We start from the raw sequence: 17,019 nt of genomic DNA on the forward strand, positions 1-17,019 counted from the left end.
TTTCTACGTTGATTTGCTGGCGTGTTGGATTTGGGTGGGGAAAAGGCCTGGATGGCAGATCAAGAGATTAATCTACGCGAACATGTCTTTCAGCAGATACGCAGTGAGATCATTGCAGGTCACGCGTTACCGGGAAGCATGTACTCGGTCCCGAGCATTGCAGAGACTCTCGGCACTTCAACGACGCCTGTGCGTGAAGCCCTGTTAGAACTGGTTCGGCTGGGCCTTTTGGAACCGCATCGAAATCGTGGTTTTAGAGTAACAGCGCCCTCACTAAGCGAGACTAAAAATATCTTTGAAATGCGTGAAGTATTGGAAGTGCACGCTGCAAAAATTGTCGCATCCCGACAAGATTGCGATATATCGCATCTGAAAAAGATTGCAGATGATATCGCAACAGCAGTTGAACGGGAGAATTTTAGAGCTTATTTGATATCGGATCGTGAATTTCACCTCGAGCTTACCAAGGCCGCAGGCAACGATATCCTTACGGAAACTATTTTTTCTTTGAGAGATCGCATGCGCTTTTATGGCGATGTTTCAGATGAGGGTTATAAACGTCAGAAGGCCTCGGTTCCGGAGCATTATAAAATTGCGGAATTGGCTTGTGCGGGTAAAGCCTCTGAGGTTGGCAAGCTCTTATCAAAACACATAAGATCGTGGGAGCCGCTTTTCATTAGCGCTCTCAAGGGTGGACGAACGGTGTTTGCGACGAAGCAGGGATCTTTGACCTCCTAAACAAAATGGACCCAAAGCTAGCCGGAACGTAAATCGATATTTTTCCAAAATGGCTTTAGCGCTAGGACGGTTTGAAGATGCAGGTGCCGCGGCGTTTCCTACCATCGCTTCCGTTACTGAACGCGTTTGAAGCTGCTGCGCGCACAGGCAGTATCACTGCTGCAGCAAGAGAACTTGATTTAACCCAAAGTGCAGTAAGTCGCCAGATCAAAGCCCTCGAAGAGCAAATTGGCGTCGAGTTATTTCATCGCGAACGCCAAACAATTAAGTTAACAGTTGGCGGAGAAGGGTATGCACGTGATGTGCGTGAAGCTCTACGTCGTATTAGCAATGCTTCTTTAAACCTTCGAGCTAATCCTGCCGGAGGTAGCTTGCGTCTGGCTGTTTTGCCGACATTCAGCTGTCGATGGCTTGCGCCAAGACTGCTTTCTTTTAATGAAAGCCACCCAAGCATAAGCATCAGTATCATCACTAAATGCAATGAAGTCGATCTTTCTACATATCAAGTCGATGGGATAATTGACTTTGGAAAGCCAGACGTGGAAGCTATGGAATTCGCTTTTTTAAAGCGTGAAACTGTCATTCCGGTTTGTAGTCCTGAATGTTTATCAAAATATCCGATTTCTTGTGCCGAGGACATTAAGTTCGCACCTCTAATTCACTTGATCTCACGTCCGAACGCTTGGGAGCTTTGGATGCTTTCCAATGATGTTCCGTTCATTTCATTACATGGAATGCTCTTTGATCAATTCGAAACAATCATCCGATCGACTGTTGCTGGATTAGGCGTTGCACTGGTACCGGAGTTCATGATCCGTGAAGAATTAGCATCCGGTGAGTTGATCGCTCCTTTGGATATGAAGTTACAGGAGAAGGGAATTTATTACTTGGCTTGGCTTAGTGAGCGCGCAGAGTACTGGCCGTTGACGGCTTTTAAGGATTGGATCAAGAGTGAATTACGGGATGACAAGAACCATATTACAGATTTCGAAGGATGAAACCGTTGAACTCGTGATCGAGCATAACAGCTGCGCGATATGCGTCAGCTTTATCGATCGAAATAATTTTGATCAAAGGTGCATTAAAATGCATCTTAATGCGCAATTTTCCTTCTGTTGATGCAATGCGGATGTTCTTGATTTTGAATCAAAAACACAAATTCGCCACTCAACTTGCTCCTATTACTCTTTTGGAGTCTGCGTTTCGCGCCGGCTTCGGGCTGACGCGTCTCGACGAGCGTGCTGCCCGTTCGTTGGTCGGACCCGGCTTCATCAAGCGCCCCAATTCGCCGATGCCTGCCCTTCGCTGTGGATCGACAGCGAACTCGTTCATTTCGAGGACCTCGTCCTATACAACGATGTCAGAGATATTCGCGCACCAACCCATGAATTAACAGTCGCCCGCGACGCCCTTCGTACTCGCCGGCGAATTGCTGGCCAGACACCAGACTGGGCCTTGTCGGCAGAGGGCATCCGATCCTTGCGACAAACGTTGGCCGAAGCTGTCAGCAGAGATGCGGCTGGCGTCATCCCGCCCGCGGTGACCGTCGATGCGGAAGGGATGTCCGTGGCGTCGCGGCCGACTGCGCATCTGCAGCCACGCATTGAGCAGTGTATATACTTACACAACCAATTATTGAGTTTCAAATATTCGCTCTGCACATTTAACATTCTGCGCAGAGATCTTGTCTCTCAAATCCAATCTTAAACGATATTCAATCAGTGCTTCAATCGTAATTAAATGCAATTTATGATGTGATGCAAATTCGATCAATTGGGGAAGTCTGGACATAGTTCCGTCATCGTTTGCGATTTCACAAATTACTCCGCATGCAGAATGTCCAGCCAATCGTGCCAAGTCAACGGCCGCTTCCGTATGCCCGGGGCGACCTAAAACGCCCAGTGGATTTGCTCGAAGAGGAAAAATGTGCCCTGGTCGGGCAAAGTCGCTTGGCTTAGACAATGGATCGACCAGAGCACGGATGGTTTTAGCACGATCTGATGCTGAAATACCGGTCGATATTCCCTTCATTAAGTCCACCGAAACAGTGAAAGCGGTTTGCATGGATTCTGAGTTTCTGCTTACCATTAGCGGAATAGCGAGTTCATCAAGACGCTCACCTTGAAGTGATACGCATATGAGCCCTCGTGCATATTTCATCATAAAGGCGACGCTCTGAGCCGTCACAGCATCACCAGCAATGACGATATCCCCTTCATTTTCGCGGTTCTCATCGTCTACCACGATAACCATTTCACCATTCGCTATTGCCTTGATGGCAACTTCAATTGAAGAAAATGACATTGGTATCTCCTATGCTTTTTCAGCGGCTTGTTTTCCTGCCAGACTCACAAATCCTTGCCGATGCCATAAAAGGCATCGATCTGCGTCGACGTTCGGCAGCAAAATATCATGAATTATTGCCACAACGATGGTGTGGCTGAATCCGTCATGGGTTGTAACAATGCGGCAATCAAATGCTACGGTTGACCCTGCTAAGAGAGGGGCTCCAGTTTCCTGAAAGCTCCAAAGCGCTCCCTCAAATCGATCTACACCTTTAGCGCGCGCAAAATGATCCGCGTAGGGCAACATTGTGTCAGGTAGAACGGAAACACCAAGAAATCCCTGACGCAAAATTGTGTCATGAGCGGAAGCAGTCTTGTTTATGCATACTATTAGCGAGGGCGGCGATGCTGATAAGCTGCAAACAGCCGTCGCCATTAGGCCAGTAGGGATGCCGTTTTCAATGGTTGTGATCGTCGTCACGGGTCCAGCAAAACGCTGCATTGCTTCTCTAAAGTCTTCCGGTCGGATCATCTATATCCTCCTTCTCTCACATGCTATCGTGAGTAATGAAACGCGTGTTCACATAGGCTTCGAGTGCTTCACTGCCGCCTTCATAGCCATATCCAGAATCTCTAACGCCGCCATATGGAGTTTCCGGCAAACCCAAGCCTATATGGTTAATCGTCAACATGCCTGCCTGCACACCTTGGGCAAGGCGTCGTGCAGTAGAGCTACTTGTTGTCCATGCGTACGAACCAAGGCCAAACGGTAATCGTCCAGCTTCCTCAATCGCTTCATCCAGATCGTCGTAGGCTTTTACGAGCGCTACAGGACCGAACGGTTCTTCATTCATTGCCCGCATTTCGGAAGTTACACCCATTAGAACAGTCGGTTCAAAGAAGTATCCGTTGTTGCCGATGCGATGGCCACCTGTGGCAATCTCTGCGCCATTTGCGGTGGCATCTTCCATTAGGGCCTCTACTGCTGCACGACGTCTCTCGTTAATCAGCGGCCCCATCTGTGTGCCATCAGCGAGCCCGTCTCCCACTTTAAGGGACTTCGTTTTTGCTACGAAACTCTCGACAAATTGATCATGAATTTTCGAATGAATCAGAAAACGCGTCGGAGAGATACAGACCTGTCCAGCATTTCTGAACTTAGAAGCCACCAGTGCGGTTGTAGCAGCATTGATGTTGGCATCTTCTGCAACAATAACGGGTGCATGGCCTCCTAACTCCATCGTCACACGCTTCATATGAAGACCGGCAAGAGAGGCGAGTTGCTTGCCAACTCCAATCGAACCTGTGAACGAAACTTTGCGTATAGCGGGATGTGGAATCAGGAATTCGCTTACTTCGGAAGGTGTGCCGAACACCAGATTGACGACGCCATTTGGAATGCCTGCGTCATGCAAACACTGGAATAATAGAGCAGGAGAGGCGGGGGCTTCCTCCGGACCCTTGATAATAATCGAACAACCCGCAGCGATTGCTGGACCGAGCTTTCGCACTATCTGGCTCATCGGAAAATTCCAAGGAGTGAAACCGACGGCCGGACCCACCGGATCTTTTATTGAGAACTGCTGAACATTTGTCGAGCGAGAGGGGATGACCCTGCCATAGGTACGACGGCCTTCTTCTGCGAACCAGTCTAGCAAGTCTGCACAAGAATTAACCTCCAATCTCGATTCAGCAAGCGGCTTACCCTCATCAGTTGTCAGGAGGCGTGCAGCATCTTCAATGCGCTCTCGCAACAAAGAAGCCGCTTTGCGAATGATTTTATATCTATCAAATGCCGAGGTACGGCTCCATGTTTCGAAGCCTGAAACTGCTGACTCGACAGCATATTCGAGATCTGATCTAGAGGCATGAGCAACCTTTCCGATCACCTCTCCGTTGACAGGATTAATAACGTCAATCGACAACCCCTTTTCGGCATCATGCCACTGGCCGCCGATGTAAAGCCGGGTATTCGGATAGCTCATGGAAATCTCCTTTATCGAAGCATTCTATGCACGACTTAGGAAAAGCAATCATCGTGCCAATTCGCTAAAATACTGATCTGAAAAACCTTTTAGCTATGCAATCTCATTAAACGCCAAAATTCTCAATTTTGTCTCAAAAATGAGACTTCATTCGTCTGAGCGATTGTCTTGACTTGTCTCAGTTTTGATCCGTTAATGTCTAAAAAATATAAGGGAACACGGTAATGCTTGATGTAGACGATCACTACCGTCTTATAGAAAGAGCTGTTTTAGAGGGAGCAGATAAGTCTGCCTCCTCGTGGAGGACGGAATCTTGGGCGCGATGTTTAAACGACTTCAAACTTGATCCATCGCGACCTCAATTGGTAGATCTGACTTCCCGCGAACTTAGGGTAGAATTTGAATCATTCGACGAGGACGTTGCCTTAGCGACAAAAGAACTCGAAGCCACATTATCGATGATTGAAGGTGGTGGGTATAGTGCACATTTGGCCAATCGCAACGGCGTTATTATTTCTGAACGGCGTAGCAAAGATTCTGCCTTCTATTGCAGCACGGACAGGGTTGGCGCGGTGTGGACCGAGGAAGTCGGCGGTACAAATGGCATCGGAATGGCTTTGTCCCGCTTATCATCTACAGCAGTTTACCTCTCTGACCATTTTTACGCAGAGCTTACAGGGCAAGCTTGCGCTTCGGCACCTTTCTTTGGGCCCAATGGTGATGTTCTCGGAGTTGTTAACTTGTCCACCTGTAACCCCGGACTGCCGCAATTAGCACATCGGGTAGTTTTCGGTGTAGCTCAGGCAACCGCTGACCGGTTGGAAACAGCTTATTTCCGAACATGTTTTAAGAGGAACTATACACTGATGGTACGTACAGAAGAACGTACACCTGCAATTTTTGCTATCGATAGTGATTTCCGCATCGTCGGAGCTACGAGAACAGCCCGAAGCCTTTTTAAGCTTCAAGATTCCACAATTGGTAGTCGAACAATATGGGCAATTTTCGAGAAAATTCGTGGAAACCCACCAGTGGATACTCTTTGTGATAGCCTGAAAGAATTAAGGCAACTGGGAATTTCAAATGTTGTAGAGGTCGTATTGAAGCGCCCTCTGTCCATTACTCCAGTTGGAAGCATAAAGCCATCCGCAGTTCGGAGTTCAACTGCTAACATTGGGAAGCGTATAACGACTTTATCAGAGTGCTGCGGCGACGATAGTCAGATGAAACGTAACGTCGCTGTTTTGAAAAAGGTGTTTGGCAGTGGTCTGCATATTCTATTGCTCGGTGAGACTGGTGTCGGGAAAGATACGCTAACACGGGCTCTTCACTATGAAAGTGAAAGAGCTGTCGGACCGTTCGTTGCCTTTAATTGCTCTGCAGTGCCCGAAACATTAATCGACAGTGAATTGTTTGGTTATAGTAGCGGCGCATTTACTGGCGCTAGCAAGGATGGCAACTCTGGCCGTATCGTTGAGGCTGACAAGGGGACTTTGTTTCTTGATGAAATTGGTGACATGCCTTTGCAGCTCCAAACACGGCTTCTTCGTTTTCTTGAAACGCAGGAGGTTACCCCTCTTGGTTCGGGAAAAATGCGTACGGTCGATGTACAGATTGTTGCTGCGACCCACCAAGATTTACAGGCCAAGGTTAATGCAGGTACATTTAGACAAGATTTATATTATCGATTAGCAGGGGCCGTCGTCGTATTGCCCTCTCTGAGAGAAAGAGAAGACCTTGAAACGATAATTGCCAATGTAATGTTGCACATTGCAGATGGTGAGGATCTCAGCATCTCTGCCGAGGCAATGCGGTTATTGACGCAGCATGAATGGACAGGAAATATCAGAGAGCTAAGAAATGTACTTACACGAGCTGTCAAGTTGGCTGAAGGTAAAATTATAAAGCCAGATGATCTGATGCTCTCGCCATCGGTAAAAATAGCTAGTCCTCCTCTCGAAGAGTTGAAGGTTTCCGAGCGAATAGCCGCAAGAAGGAATGTTGTTGCTATTGCTTCGTCGTCAAAAAAAGCAGCTATCAATTTGGCAGAGCGTGAAGCTATTCTTTCCGCAATTGAGACACACAACGGAGATGCAATTGCTTGCATAGACGCACTTGGCATTAGCCGAGCGACTTTTTATCGCAAACTTAAACAATATGGAATAAGTTTAGGCACCCGCTAACGGGTGCCTACGCGCATACCAATGATACGAGGTAGGTTAGCTATGGCTCGCGCTAAAGCTGGTTGAGGTAGTCCCGCATCCTCTGCATCTTCGCAGCGTACAATTGAATCTCGGACCATAAGCCCGCCGATGTACCTAAAGGGTTCAGGTGGGAAAGTAAGACGTTGCCGATGGCAAAATACTGAATTAGACCATTTGTCGTTTTCATTGAGTATTAGCGATGAGATGCATTCGCCAGCAAGCACTGTCGCGTTGACGCCATGACCCGAATAGCCAGACCCATAATGAATTCTAGTTCCCGGTAAAGTACCAAAGAACGGTAACCGATCAGCCGTTACTTCGATGGGGAAGCCCCAACGGGCGGCAATGCCTCCGCTCATGTTAGGGAAGAACCTTTTGAGACCTACTTCAGCCCTCTGAACACTCGAAGGGTCATTTCTGAGCTTAGGTGAGAGGTGTGCATTTCCTTTTTCCAATGGTCCCGAGCCTGAACCCATCAGAATACGTCCGTCGCGTGTTCTTCGGAAGTAATGGGTGAACATTCGGAGGTCCGCTAGTCCTCGCGCGATGGTGTAATTTCTCTTTTCAAGTTCTTCAGGATTTGCAGCTGACATCACAGGAAAGCTTGAAAATAGTGACGTCGAACGAGACACAGCATTAATGTCCATCGTCCCGGTATACGTCGCCAAGACTACATCTCGAGCAATTACCTCACCTGATCCTGTCTGAACACGGCAGGTCTGTCCCTTGTTAATCGCAATGACAGGCGTATCCTCGAAAACTAACACACCTGCATCGGCAATTGCAGCTCTTAAATGATTTGCGAGACGCGCTGGATGAACTGTAGCTCCTTCTTCGAATAGGAGACTCTCCTGGAACATTTCCGATTGGCAGAGTGCGTTCGTTTCGGCTTGCGAAAGGCGTGTAAGTGTTGTTGATACGCCCAAACTATTTGCAACAGCAATTAACTCATCAATCTTTTTACTTTGAGCCGCTGAGGTCGAGACGCGGATATAGCCTTTTTCTTCCCACCAAACATCTCGATCTTTATTTGAAGCAAATTGACTTAAGCGGCGTTGCGCTAGCGTCCCAAGATGCGCGGCTTCAAGGGCCTTGTTCGCACCAAACATTGGCAATAGCGTGGGTAAGGCCCCCCAGTATCCATGTACATTGCCGCCATTTCTGGAGCTTGCTCCGTCGCCGCATCTAAATGCGTCTAAAACTGCGACGCGGAGATGAGGTTGACGTTCTTTTAGTATGAGAGCAGTCCACATGCCTGTGAAGCCTCCGCCGATGATTGCAACATCGACGCTCACTGATCCGTGAAGAGTGCGATAATTAGAGACTTCAGAGCTTGAGCGAATGTCCTGTTGCCACCATGAGAACTCGGAGGCAATATTGGAAGGAACGGCGGAAAGCAATTTCATTAGGGTACTCCGACCGTTAGGCCGCCTATATCTTAATTCCAAGGATGAATTCGGCAGCACGTTCGCCCAACATGATAGCTGGAGCGTTCAGGTTACCAGAGGGAACACGAGGGAAGGTCGATGTATCCGCAACGCGCAGACCATCAATACCTCTAACTCGGAGCAGTGGGTCGACGACTGCCATCTCGTCGGTGCCCATTTTGCATGCGCCTGACGGGTGCAGTGCACCTTGTCCTGTCGCGCGTACGAAGTTCATGCGTTCAGCTTTAGTTTTGAGTATTTCACCCGGACGGTAGGGAGCACCGACATACTTTGAAAGACTGCGTTGACGAAGTATTTCCTGACCAATACGGACACCTTCCGCCAAACACTCAACATCGTACTCTTCAGCGCAATATCGAGGATCAACAATCGGAAATACGTTCGGATCGCTACTCTTTAGTTTGACGTACCCCCTTGATTTGGGTCGTGATTGATAAACGTTCGTGGTGCAACCATTGCCGCTCGGTGTTGAGTCCGACCCTTCTTCTACACCTGCGCCAGGGAGGAAGTGATACTGCAACGTTGGTAGCTTATCGTCCTCAGCGCCATACCAACAAAGACCGCCCTCGCAGACGTTCGAAGTCACGGGTCCATTTCGGAACAATGCGTATTGCAAACCTGCCCAAGCCTGCCAGCGTAGCTTCTTATATTTGTCATAGCTGTGGGGTCCGGTTAACTCATAGATCAGGAACATATCGAAGTGATCCTGGAGATTTTGACCAACACCTGGAAGATCGTGCTTCACATCTACGCCAATTTCACGAAGATGATCGGCGGGGCCAATTCCTGATAGCATGAGCAGGTGGGGTGATCCAATTGCTCCAGAACAGATAATAACTTCCTGAGCCGCCGAGACTTTCAAAATCTGTCCATTGTGCTCGTATTCCACCCCCACCGCTCGATTATTTTCGATAAGTATTCGCAGTGCTTTTGTTTTTGTCTGAATGGAAAGGTTCTTGCGCTTCTTGGCTGGGCGCAAATAAGCAGCCGAAGCACTACAACGTAGACCATCCTTCATCGTTACCTGATAAAATCCCACACCTGCCTGCTGGCCTGAATTGAAGTCAGGATTGAAGTTTATCCCCATCTCTTGTGCTGCTCTAACCCAGGCTTTTGTAAGATAATGAGTATGTCGCTGATCAGAAACACTGAGAGGTCCTTCTGTTCCATGTGTTTCACCAGCAAAGCGTTCGTTACTTTCCGCTTTCTTGAAATAGGGAAGAACGTCCTTGTAGGCCCATCCGTGGCACCCATCAGCCTCCCACTGATCGTAGTCTTGAGGGATGCCGCGCATGTAGACCATTGCATTCACAGAGCTACCACCACCTAACACGCGACCCTGAACAAATTCAGGTGTTATCCCGCCTTGATGTGCCTGAGGTTCAAGCCGATAGCGGGTTAACATGTCGCTTTTCGACGTTTTGTAATAAGTTACGGGCAAATGGATATATGGGCTCCAATCCCGGCTGCCCTGTTCCAGCAATAAAACCTTACTCGATCCATCTTCACTCAACCTCGATGCGATGGTGCATCCAGCGGACCCGCCGCCTACGATAATGTAATCGTACATGCAATATTCCCCAAAAAATGTTAGCTTGCCAAGACGACTACAGAAGCAGGATCCCAACTTAACGAAACGGGGCTGCCGACACCGAAGCGTATCCCTGCTGCGGCGCGGGCTTCCTGACATTTCAGAGTTGTGCCACTCTGATGACGAACTTTGTAAACGACCCGACTTCCGACAAAGACGACATCTTCCACTTCACCTGAAAGACGATTTACGGCCTCGTTATTGTCATCAGCTTTAGCGATAGTGATTGCTTCGGGACGAATTGAAACGTGCACTGGTGCACCAGATGGTAGGTCTGGAGTCCCAACGCTGGCTGCTCCCACCGATAGGTCGAGCAACGCACCATTGCTGTCGGAAGCTCTCACTTTGCCATCCAGCAGGTTGGTTTCGCCAAAGAACTTTGCGCAGAAAAGCGTTTTGGGTGATCCATACATTTCATCGGGTGTACCAATTTGCTCGATAGTGCCCTTGTTCATAAGCACGACGCGATCAGAGAGTATCATCGCTTCATCTTGATCGTGGGTCACGTAAACAAAGGTCGTGCCTGTTTCGGTATGAATACGCTTAAGTTCTTCCAGCATAAGGTGGCGAATTTTCAGATCTAAAGCTGCAAGGGGTTCATCGAGTAGAAGAACCGAAGGTTTGTTAACCAAGGCTCGAGCAAGTGCAACGCGCTGAGCTTGCCCACCGCTGATCTCACCAATCCAGCGGTTGGAGAATTCCTGTAGTTGTACCAAATTCAGCATGGCAGAAACTTGATCGTTAACCTCCGCCTTTGGTAAGCCTTTAAGGCGAAGACCAAATGCAACATTGTCAAAAACATCCAAATGAGGAAACAGCGCATAACGCTGGAAGACCATATTAACTGGTCGTTTCTCTGGAGGAGTTTTAGTAACTGTCTGACCCGAAATTAACACTTCACCCCGGGTCGGCATTTCGAAGCCCGCGATAATGCGCATTAAAGTGGATTTGCCGCAACCACTGGGGCCAAGTAGTGTGAGGATTTCGCCCTGCTTTACGTGCAGATTTATGTTATCGAGTGCAACAAATGCGCCAAAGGATTTAGTGATGTTGCTAAGTCCTACTATATTCTGTGACATTTTTGATCTCCTTATGCTTCTGAATCTCGCGATGCCATCGCTCGTTTTCTTTGCAGCCAAAGAATTAATCCACCTGCGGCAAGAACAGCTATTGATAGCGCCAATGCTATGACGCTGGCCGCGTTGATGGACGGATCTACGGTTCTTCGCATCATTGACCAGATGTAGAGCGGAAGAGTTGTATCGTTTCCGCTGACAAAGACGGTGACGATGAATTCGTCGAACGAAAGCGCAAATGCCAGTATCGCTGCACCTGCTATTGTTGGTGCGAGAATTGGTATTGTCACAAAGCGAAAAGTTTGAAGCTGCGTTGCACCGAGATCGCGCGCGGCCTCCTCTAAAGAGTGATCAAAGTAGTTGATGCGAGACCGCATAGTTTCAACGAAAAACGGCAAAGTGCACAATACATGAGCTATTGTCACTGTGAGTAGTGTCCGAGGAAGACCCACTTGAGCGAAAAGCGTCACGAGAGCGATGCCAATAAACAAGCCAGGCAAGCCAATTGGCGCGAAATTCATCCACTCGAATGTCTTTTTGTATCTATCTTTCAGACGTATCAGCGCCAACGCTGCCAATGTGCCTAAAATAGTTGTTGTTATCGCGGTGAAGAAGCCAACCTTAAGGCTGTTCCAAAGAGAAGCAACAAAATCAGGGCGCGATAAAAGCGCTTCATACCATCTTAGGCTCAGCCCCTCGATTGGGAAAGTCAAAGCCGGACTGCTATGAAAGCTGAACAGAATGATGATCAGAATTGGCGTGAACAAGAAAAATAAATATGCTGTCAGATAAGCTCTTAACATGGCGATCACCGATGGTAGCGCCGACCTGGCGCAAGCTTGAGAATGCGAAGTGTAAATGTGAACAGAATGTACACAATGATGAACGCGCCCATCAAAACGAATGCCATCGCTGAACCTAATGGCCAGTTACCCGCACTGCGAAACTGGTTAGCTATTAGGAGACCACTCGTCACCCCGTCGCGCCCACCAAGCAGCTGAGGCGTAATATAATCCCCTGCAGCAAGGATGAATGTGAACATGAAAGAGCCGACGATGCCCTTATAGCACATCGGCAAAATGACCTTTGTAAACACACCTGTTTTTGACGCACCCAAGTCTCGGGCGGCATCTAAATAATCCTGCTTTACGTCACGAAGCGATGCGACGAGGATCAACAGAGAAAAAGGTAACATGATGTGGATCAGTGTAAGCACCGTTGCGAACGGACTAAAAAGTATTACTTCAAGGGGTTGATTAATTATGCCCGTGCTCATGAGCATTGAGTTGATCACACCGTTTGTACCAAGTATTGTCCGCCAAGCGTATACACGTACTAAGTAGCTAGAGAACCACGAGAGTAATACCAAATACATTATAAGGTTGCTACGGGTCCTGTAGACTAAATAGTAAGCGACTGGGAAGCTCAGGGCTAAAGAGAGTGATGCCGTATAGAAGCCATTCTTCATCCCAACCCAAGTCGCTTGCCAGAAACCTGGGGCTGACAGGATTCGTACATAGTTCTCCACATTCCAGATGGGCTGAATTACAAACGATCGAGCCGTAAAAAAGCTTGTCACGAACAAGAGAATGACAGGTATGATGAAGAAGATAACTAGAAATGCAAAAGGAAGACTAGCTAGTCCAAACCCGTTCGGCAGCTTGAAAGAAGTTCTTCCCGAAGCTTGTGTGTTATTCTTGTCAACGTATTCGGCGGCAGTCGCCATGAGCGTACATCCCGTGATACTTAGATTATTTCAATAAGTGCGAAACAAAAGCGGCCAGCGAGCCTTTTAGCTCGCTGGCCGTTACCATTAGAAACCGGCACGGAAATCGGCCCAAACCTGCAGCCAATCATCGTATGTTGCAAATTCATCTGACGTACGTGGCGGTTGACCGTAAATCTTTAGCGTTTTGAACTGCTCATCAAAATGCTCATAATCAAAAAGCGCTTTGGTTTCGGAATCCATTAAGGCCGGAGCCTTTTTGGAAACCGTCGATGCAACAGCGGTTTTACAAACAGACGCTTGGATTTCCGGATCAAGAGCTTCATTAATAAAGGCAGTGGCTGTGTCAATGTTAACAGCCGTTTTGGGAATGAACCAAGCATCTGCCCAAACAGCTCCACCTTCTTTTGGATAAACTGCGACAGTTTTCACATTTTGTTTAGAAGTTTCTAGTGGAACAGCACTCCAGACGCAGAAACACGCTGCAATTTCTCCAGAAGCAAACAGTGAAATTACATCACCGTTTGATGACGCAAAGACTTTCGTTTGGTCACGATAAGGCTTCAGTTTTTCGAAACAATCTTTCAGTTCATCCTTGGTAAGATTAGGGAACTTCTCGCCGTAACCTGTAACTTTTGCAATCTGTGGCCACACGGTGAGTGGATTGTCGAGAAACGCGAGTTTTCCAGTTAATTCTGGACGCAGTAAATCTTTGTAGCTTTTGACTTCAAAGCCCGTCAGTTCAGGATTAACAACAATCGTGTCTAATCCCCAAACCCAGGGAATTGCGTAGTTCTTACCATCCCAAAACCACATGTCACCTTCGTAGAAGGGCGGATAAATGTCATCTTTATTGTAATTCGGTAGTTTTGAAGTGTCTATTTCTGTGAGAACGCCGAGTTCATCATAAATAGCGTTGTATCCATTAGAGTACTCCGCCAAATCTAGTCTTACCGCGTTATTACCCACTATTTTGGCGGTGACGTCGTCCTGATTACTCATAATGGCCGCACGCATAGTGACGTTATTAGCTTTACGCCAGTCTGCGGTTTCTGGCTCCAGCGTATAGCCTTCCCAAGCCATCACTTCAAGATTACCGCCAATGGCAGCCCGTGCGTTTGGAACCCATGCTCCCAACGTTGCTCCTGCCGTAATAGCAGCTGTCCCTAACAGAAAACTTCTGCGCCCAAGTACAATTTGATCAAGGAGATCGGTAGTACGTGCTGATTCATTGTTATTGTTACTCGTCGGCTCATTTTTCATCGAAAGGCTCCCAATTTGGAATGTAATGTGTGCTTTTCCCTCGAGTATTTTATTGTGTTTGGTCACGCGGGTTTCCCCGCATGACATAGTATTTATCTACTCCGCTGCAGCGAGCGTGCTTACATGCTGACGAAGTTTGGGCATTACATCGGTCGAAAGCAGTTCCATCGAACGTTTATGTACTGCAGGGCGATCCCAATCTTTTTGGGTCATCATAAGTGAACCAAAAGGTCCGCCAACTTCATCGACGAAAGCAATAAGCTTATCGAGAACAGTTTTTGGGGATCCTGAGAGTACCATCCAATCGAGGCAATTCTGAACCGTGATATCACTATCCAAAGTATTCATTGATGGCTTCAGAACCCCGAGCATCTTGAAGGCAGCCATATCTTCAACGATGTATTCATAGTACCATCGATATGAAGAATTTTCCTCTGCTAAGTAATCCGCTGCTTGATCGTCACTGTCAGTAACGAGTAAGGAACGTGCAATTCGCCACTTATTGCGATCTGGTCGACGGCCTGCCTTTTCGCAACCGATTAGATACTGTTCCCAATGTGTCTTCACATTTGCGACTGGTGTGAAGTTTGCTGAAACGATACTCCACCCATTCTCGCCTGCTTGGCGCGCAGAACTTGAGTTCGGGCTCATCACTGAGATTGCCAATTCTGGGAATGGCTTCTGGTATGGCTTGAGCATCGGACCAAAGCCAAGGCTTGGGATCAGGTTTTTCTCGATCACTACGTCCCAGTATTTGCCTTTAATATTATAGGGAGGGTCCTGTGACCAAATCTCGTGCATGATACGGATAGACTCCGTCGTCATCTCAGCTCGATTTTTTTCACTGGTTCCAAATAATTCCATATCAGTGACGAGGCCGCCTGGACCTACACCCATGATAAATCGGCCCTCTGAAAGATGATCGAACTGTGCGATCTCACCAGCTAGGCGAGCAGGATGGTGTTGTGGCAGGTTAAGCACACCCGTTGCGAACTTGATCTGTTTAGTCGCATGAATGAGTGATGCAAAAAACTGCAATGGATCCGAGATTGGTTCACACGAACAACTGATGTGTTCACCAACCCAAACCTCAGCAAAATTCAAGCGATCTGCGAGGATAACCGCTTCGCGGTCCTGTTTAAGCAATTCCGTGAAATTGCGCCGCTGATCGTGAAGCGGCATCATAAATAGACCGAGGTCCATTTGGAGTCTCCTCTTTTTACCAGATCGGCCTTTTCCGATCCTCATTAATATCGAAGCAAGGTCCGTGCCAGTTGAAAATTGATAGAAAAACCAATATGTTATAGGTCGAAGTGCACTGTCTCAATAAGCTTTGCGAGTCTCATGCTTGAGACAAACGATTGAGATTTGGGTGGCTTTGAGACAAAAAAGAAGCCGGATAAATCCGGCTTCCGTAGAGGGTGGATTAAGCGGCATCCCGCCGCTGAAGTTTCGGAGATTGCGCTATCAGCTCCGAAACAAGTTCTGCCGTCGCTGCCGATAATGTCCAGCCGAGATGCCCGTGGCCCGTGTTGTAAAAAATGCCGGGTCTAGATCCAGCTTTTATGCGTGGTAGCATGTTGGGCATCATCGGACGTAAGCCCGCCCAGGGGGTTACTCTCGAAGTTGAGATGTCTGGGAACAACAAACGCACCCAATCAACAAGAGGCTTAATTCGATCATGCCGAATGTCTTTGTTTTCCCCATTGAATTCCGCTGTCCCAGCAACGCGGAAACGATCATGGCCGAGCCTACTGGTAACAATCTTTGCGCGATCATCCAGCAGACTTACCCACGGTGCACCATGCTGACTAGTCTCGTCGTCGAGGTGAACTGTTATCGAATAACCTTTGACAGGATAGATGTTTACGCGATCACCCAGCATGGATGCGAAGGTTCTACTCGCCACGCCAGCGCAAACCACAAGTCCATCTGCTTTAATTGAGTTATTTGCAGTTCCAATCTTCCCGCTCTCTTTCCAGAGAAGCTCAATGCTATCTCTGGCATCAATTCGCTCTACGTCCGCGTCAAAGATAAATTTCACACCTCTACGAATACAAGCTTCTGCGAGCCCTCGTGTAAATTTATGAATATCTCCAGTTGAATCAGAAGGCGTAAAAAAGCCACCATAAAAATCTCCAACCAATGATGGTTCTATTTGCTTAATTTCAGATTCATTAACGGAGTGGCGGTCTAACCCACCTTGAATCAGAAGACTGTTAACCTTCTTGGCATGCTCAAAACTTTGCTTATCGTAATAAACATGTAGAATGCCACGCTTTTCTAAGTCAAAATTGATGTTTTCTTTATCCGCAATTTCGAACATGTATTTACGTGCTGCAATAGCTAGACGCGTCGTTTCAACGGTATTAGATTGATAGCCGCCAATAAACTTCATAAACTCACCCATCCATGAGTATTTATGCCAATTAGGCGATGGGTTCATTAGTAGAGGCGCGTCTTTCTTGAGCATCCATTTGATGCCTTTGAACACCGTCGACCAGTGATTCCAAACTTCGGCATTGCTCGCAGAAAGCTGGCCACCGTTTGCAAAGGAAGTTTCCATCGCTGGATAACGGTGCCTGTCAAACACAGTGACATCGTATCCCCGTTTCGACAATGCATAAGCCGTGGTGACGCCAGTAATCCCAGCGCCTAAAACTGCAATGTGGTGCAAGATTCTCTCCGACAGTTGGTCTGGGA

14 protein-coding genes and 1 pseudogene are annotated in these 17,019 nt (G+C 47.7%); 4 read left to right on the forward strand and 11 right to left on the reverse strand.

What is annotated here, in order from left to right; genetic code table 11:
- The first annotated feature begins 51 nt into the window (after positions 1–51).
- The 3 genes and pseudogenes from RI570_RS20980 to RI570_RS20990 form a co-directional block, all read left to right on the forward strand.
- Positions 52–738, forward strand: coding sequence for a GntR family transcriptional regulator (locus tag RI570_RS20980; protein ID WP_313830784.1), 687 nt, complete (start codon positions 52–54; stop codon positions 736–738).
- A 77-nt stretch (positions 739–815) separates the two neighbouring features.
- Positions 816–1,736, forward strand: coding sequence for a LysR substrate-binding domain-containing protein (locus RI570_RS20985; RefSeq protein WP_313830785.1), 921 nt, complete (start codon positions 816–818; stop codon positions 1,734–1,736).
- 131 nt (positions 1,737–1,867) lie between these two features.
- Positions 1,868–2,298 (forward strand): annotated as a pseudogene (locus RI570_RS20990) (hypothetical protein); the annotation flags it as partial.
- 72 nt (positions 2,299–2,370) lie between these two features.
- Here RI570_RS20990 and ribB read toward each other — a convergent pair.
- Genes ribB through RI570_RS21005 form a run of 3 tightly spaced genes read right to left on the reverse strand, consistent with a single transcriptional unit; the run spans position 2,371 to position 5,008 of the window.
- A complete protein-coding gene (ribB, locus tag RI570_RS20995) occupies positions 2,371–3,042 on the reverse strand; it encodes a 3,4-dihydroxy-2-butanone-4-phosphate synthase (RefSeq protein ID WP_313830786.1) in 672 nt (223 codons plus the stop codon).
- A 9-nt stretch (positions 3,043–3,051) separates the two neighbouring features.
- Positions 3,052–3,555, reverse strand: coding sequence for a flavin reductase family protein (locus tag RI570_RS21000; protein WP_313830787.1), 504 nt, complete (start codon positions 3,553–3,555; stop codon positions 3,052–3,054).
- A 16-nt stretch (positions 3,556–3,571) separates the two neighbouring features.
- Entirely contained in the window at positions 3,572–5,008 is a 1,437-nt protein-coding gene (locus RI570_RS21005; RefSeq protein ID WP_313830788.1) for an NAD-dependent succinate-semialdehyde dehydrogenase, read from the reverse strand.
- Between the two features lie 224 nt (positions 5,009–5,232).
- On the opposite strand from RI570_RS21005, the gene RI570_RS21010 reads away from it, so the two are divergent.
- A complete protein-coding gene (locus tag RI570_RS21010) occupies positions 5,233–7,191 on the forward strand; it encodes a sigma-54-dependent Fis family transcriptional regulator (RefSeq protein WP_313830789.1) in 1,959 nt (652 codons plus the stop codon).
- Here the strand turns inward: RI570_RS21010 and RI570_RS21015 are convergent.
- From RI570_RS21015 to RI570_RS21050, 8 genes are all read right to left on the reverse strand, one after another.
- Positions 7,188–8,618 carry an FAD-dependent oxidoreductase gene (locus tag RI570_RS21015; RefSeq protein WP_313830790.1) on the reverse strand — a complete coding sequence of 477 codons (1,431 nt, stop codon included), beginning with the start codon at positions 8,616–8,618 and terminating at the stop codon, positions 7,188–7,190. The genes RI570_RS21010 and RI570_RS21015 overlap by 4 nt on opposite strands.
- A gap of 25 nt (positions 8,619–8,643) precedes the next feature.
- Positions 8,644–10,230 (reverse strand): GMC family oxidoreductase N-terminal domain-containing protein, encoded by a 1,587-nt coding sequence (locus RI570_RS21020; protein WP_313830791.1) that lies wholly within the window; start codon positions 10,228–10,230, stop codon positions 8,644–8,646.
- Positions 10,231–10,250: 20 nt separating this feature from the next.
- Positions 10,251–11,330 (reverse strand): ABC transporter ATP-binding protein, encoded by a 1,080-nt coding sequence (locus RI570_RS21025; protein WP_313830792.1) that lies wholly within the window; start codon positions 11,328–11,330, stop codon positions 10,251–10,253.
- 11 nt (positions 11,331–11,341) lie between these two features.
- Positions 11,342–12,130 (reverse strand): ABC transporter permease, encoded by a 789-nt coding sequence (locus RI570_RS21030; RefSeq protein WP_313830830.1) that lies wholly within the window; start codon positions 12,128–12,130, stop codon positions 11,342–11,344.
- Positions 12,131–12,135: 5 nt separating this feature from the next.
- Positions 12,136–13,053, reverse strand: a complete 918-nt coding sequence (locus tag RI570_RS21035) for an ABC transporter permease (protein ID WP_313830793.1) — start codon at positions 13,051–13,053, stop codon at positions 12,136–12,138.
- Between the two features lie 87 nt (positions 13,054–13,140).
- A complete protein-coding gene (locus RI570_RS21040; protein WP_313830794.1) occupies positions 13,141–14,382 on the reverse strand; it encodes a PotD/PotF family extracellular solute-binding protein in 1,242 nt (413 codons plus the stop codon).
- Between the two features lie 30 nt (positions 14,383–14,412).
- Positions 14,413–15,519, reverse strand: coding sequence for an LLM class flavin-dependent oxidoreductase (locus tag RI570_RS21045; RefSeq protein WP_313830795.1), 1,107 nt, complete (start codon positions 15,517–15,519; stop codon positions 14,413–14,415).
- Positions 15,520–15,742: 223 nt separating this feature from the next.
- Positions 15,743–16,993, reverse strand: coding sequence for a D-amino acid dehydrogenase (locus RI570_RS21050; RefSeq protein WP_313830796.1), 1,251 nt, complete (start codon positions 16,991–16,993; stop codon positions 15,743–15,745).
- Between the last annotated feature and the right edge of the window lie 26 nt (positions 16,994–17,019).

Origin of the sequence: Brucella pseudogrignonensis (assembly GCF_032190615.1) — a bacterium.
GTDB classification, from domain to species: Bacteria; Pseudomonadota; Alphaproteobacteria; order Rhizobiales; family Rhizobiaceae; genus Brucella; species Brucella pseudogrignonensis_B.

Coding starts and splice junctions, on each gene's coding strand:
- RI570_RS20980 (WP_313830784.1), top strand. CDS start 52: ATGGCAGATCAAGAGATTAATCTACGCGAACATGTCTTTCAGCAGATA.
- RI570_RS20985 (WP_313830785.1), top strand. CDS start 816: ATGCAGGTGCCGCGGCGTTTCCTACCATCGCTTCCGTTACTGAACGCG.
- ribB (WP_313830786.1), bottom strand. CDS start 3,042: ATGTCATTTTCTTCAATTGAAGTTGCCATCAAGGCAATAGCGAATGGT.
- RI570_RS21000 (WP_313830787.1), bottom strand. CDS start 3,555: ATGATCCGACCGGAAGACTTTAGAGAAGCAATGCAGCGTTTTGCTGGA.
- RI570_RS21005 (WP_313830788.1), bottom strand. CDS start 5,008: ATGAGCTATCCGAATACCCGGCTTTACATCGGCGGCCAGTGGCATGAT.
- RI570_RS21010 (WP_313830789.1), top strand. CDS start 5,233: ATGCTTGATGTAGACGATCACTACCGTCTTATAGAAAGAGCTGTTTTA.
- RI570_RS21015 (WP_313830790.1), bottom strand. CDS start 8,618: ATGAAATTGCTTTCCGCCGTTCCTTCCAATATTGCCTCCGAGTTCTCA.
- RI570_RS21020 (WP_313830791.1), bottom strand. CDS start 10,230: ATGTACGATTACATTATCGTAGGCGGCGGGTCCGCTGGATGCACCATC.
- RI570_RS21025 (WP_313830792.1), bottom strand. CDS start 11,330: ATGTCACAGAATATAGTAGGACTTAGCAACATCACTAAATCCTTTGGC.
- RI570_RS21030 (WP_313830830.1), bottom strand. CDS start 12,130: ATGTTAAGAGCTTATCTGACAGCATATTTATTTTTCTTGTTCACGCCA.
- RI570_RS21035 (WP_313830793.1), bottom strand. CDS start 13,053: ATGGCGACTGCCGCCGAATACGTTGACAAGAATAACACACAAGCTTCG.
- RI570_RS21045 (WP_313830795.1), bottom strand. CDS start 15,519: ATGGACCTCGGTCTATTTATGATGCCGCTTCACGATCAGCGGCGCAAT.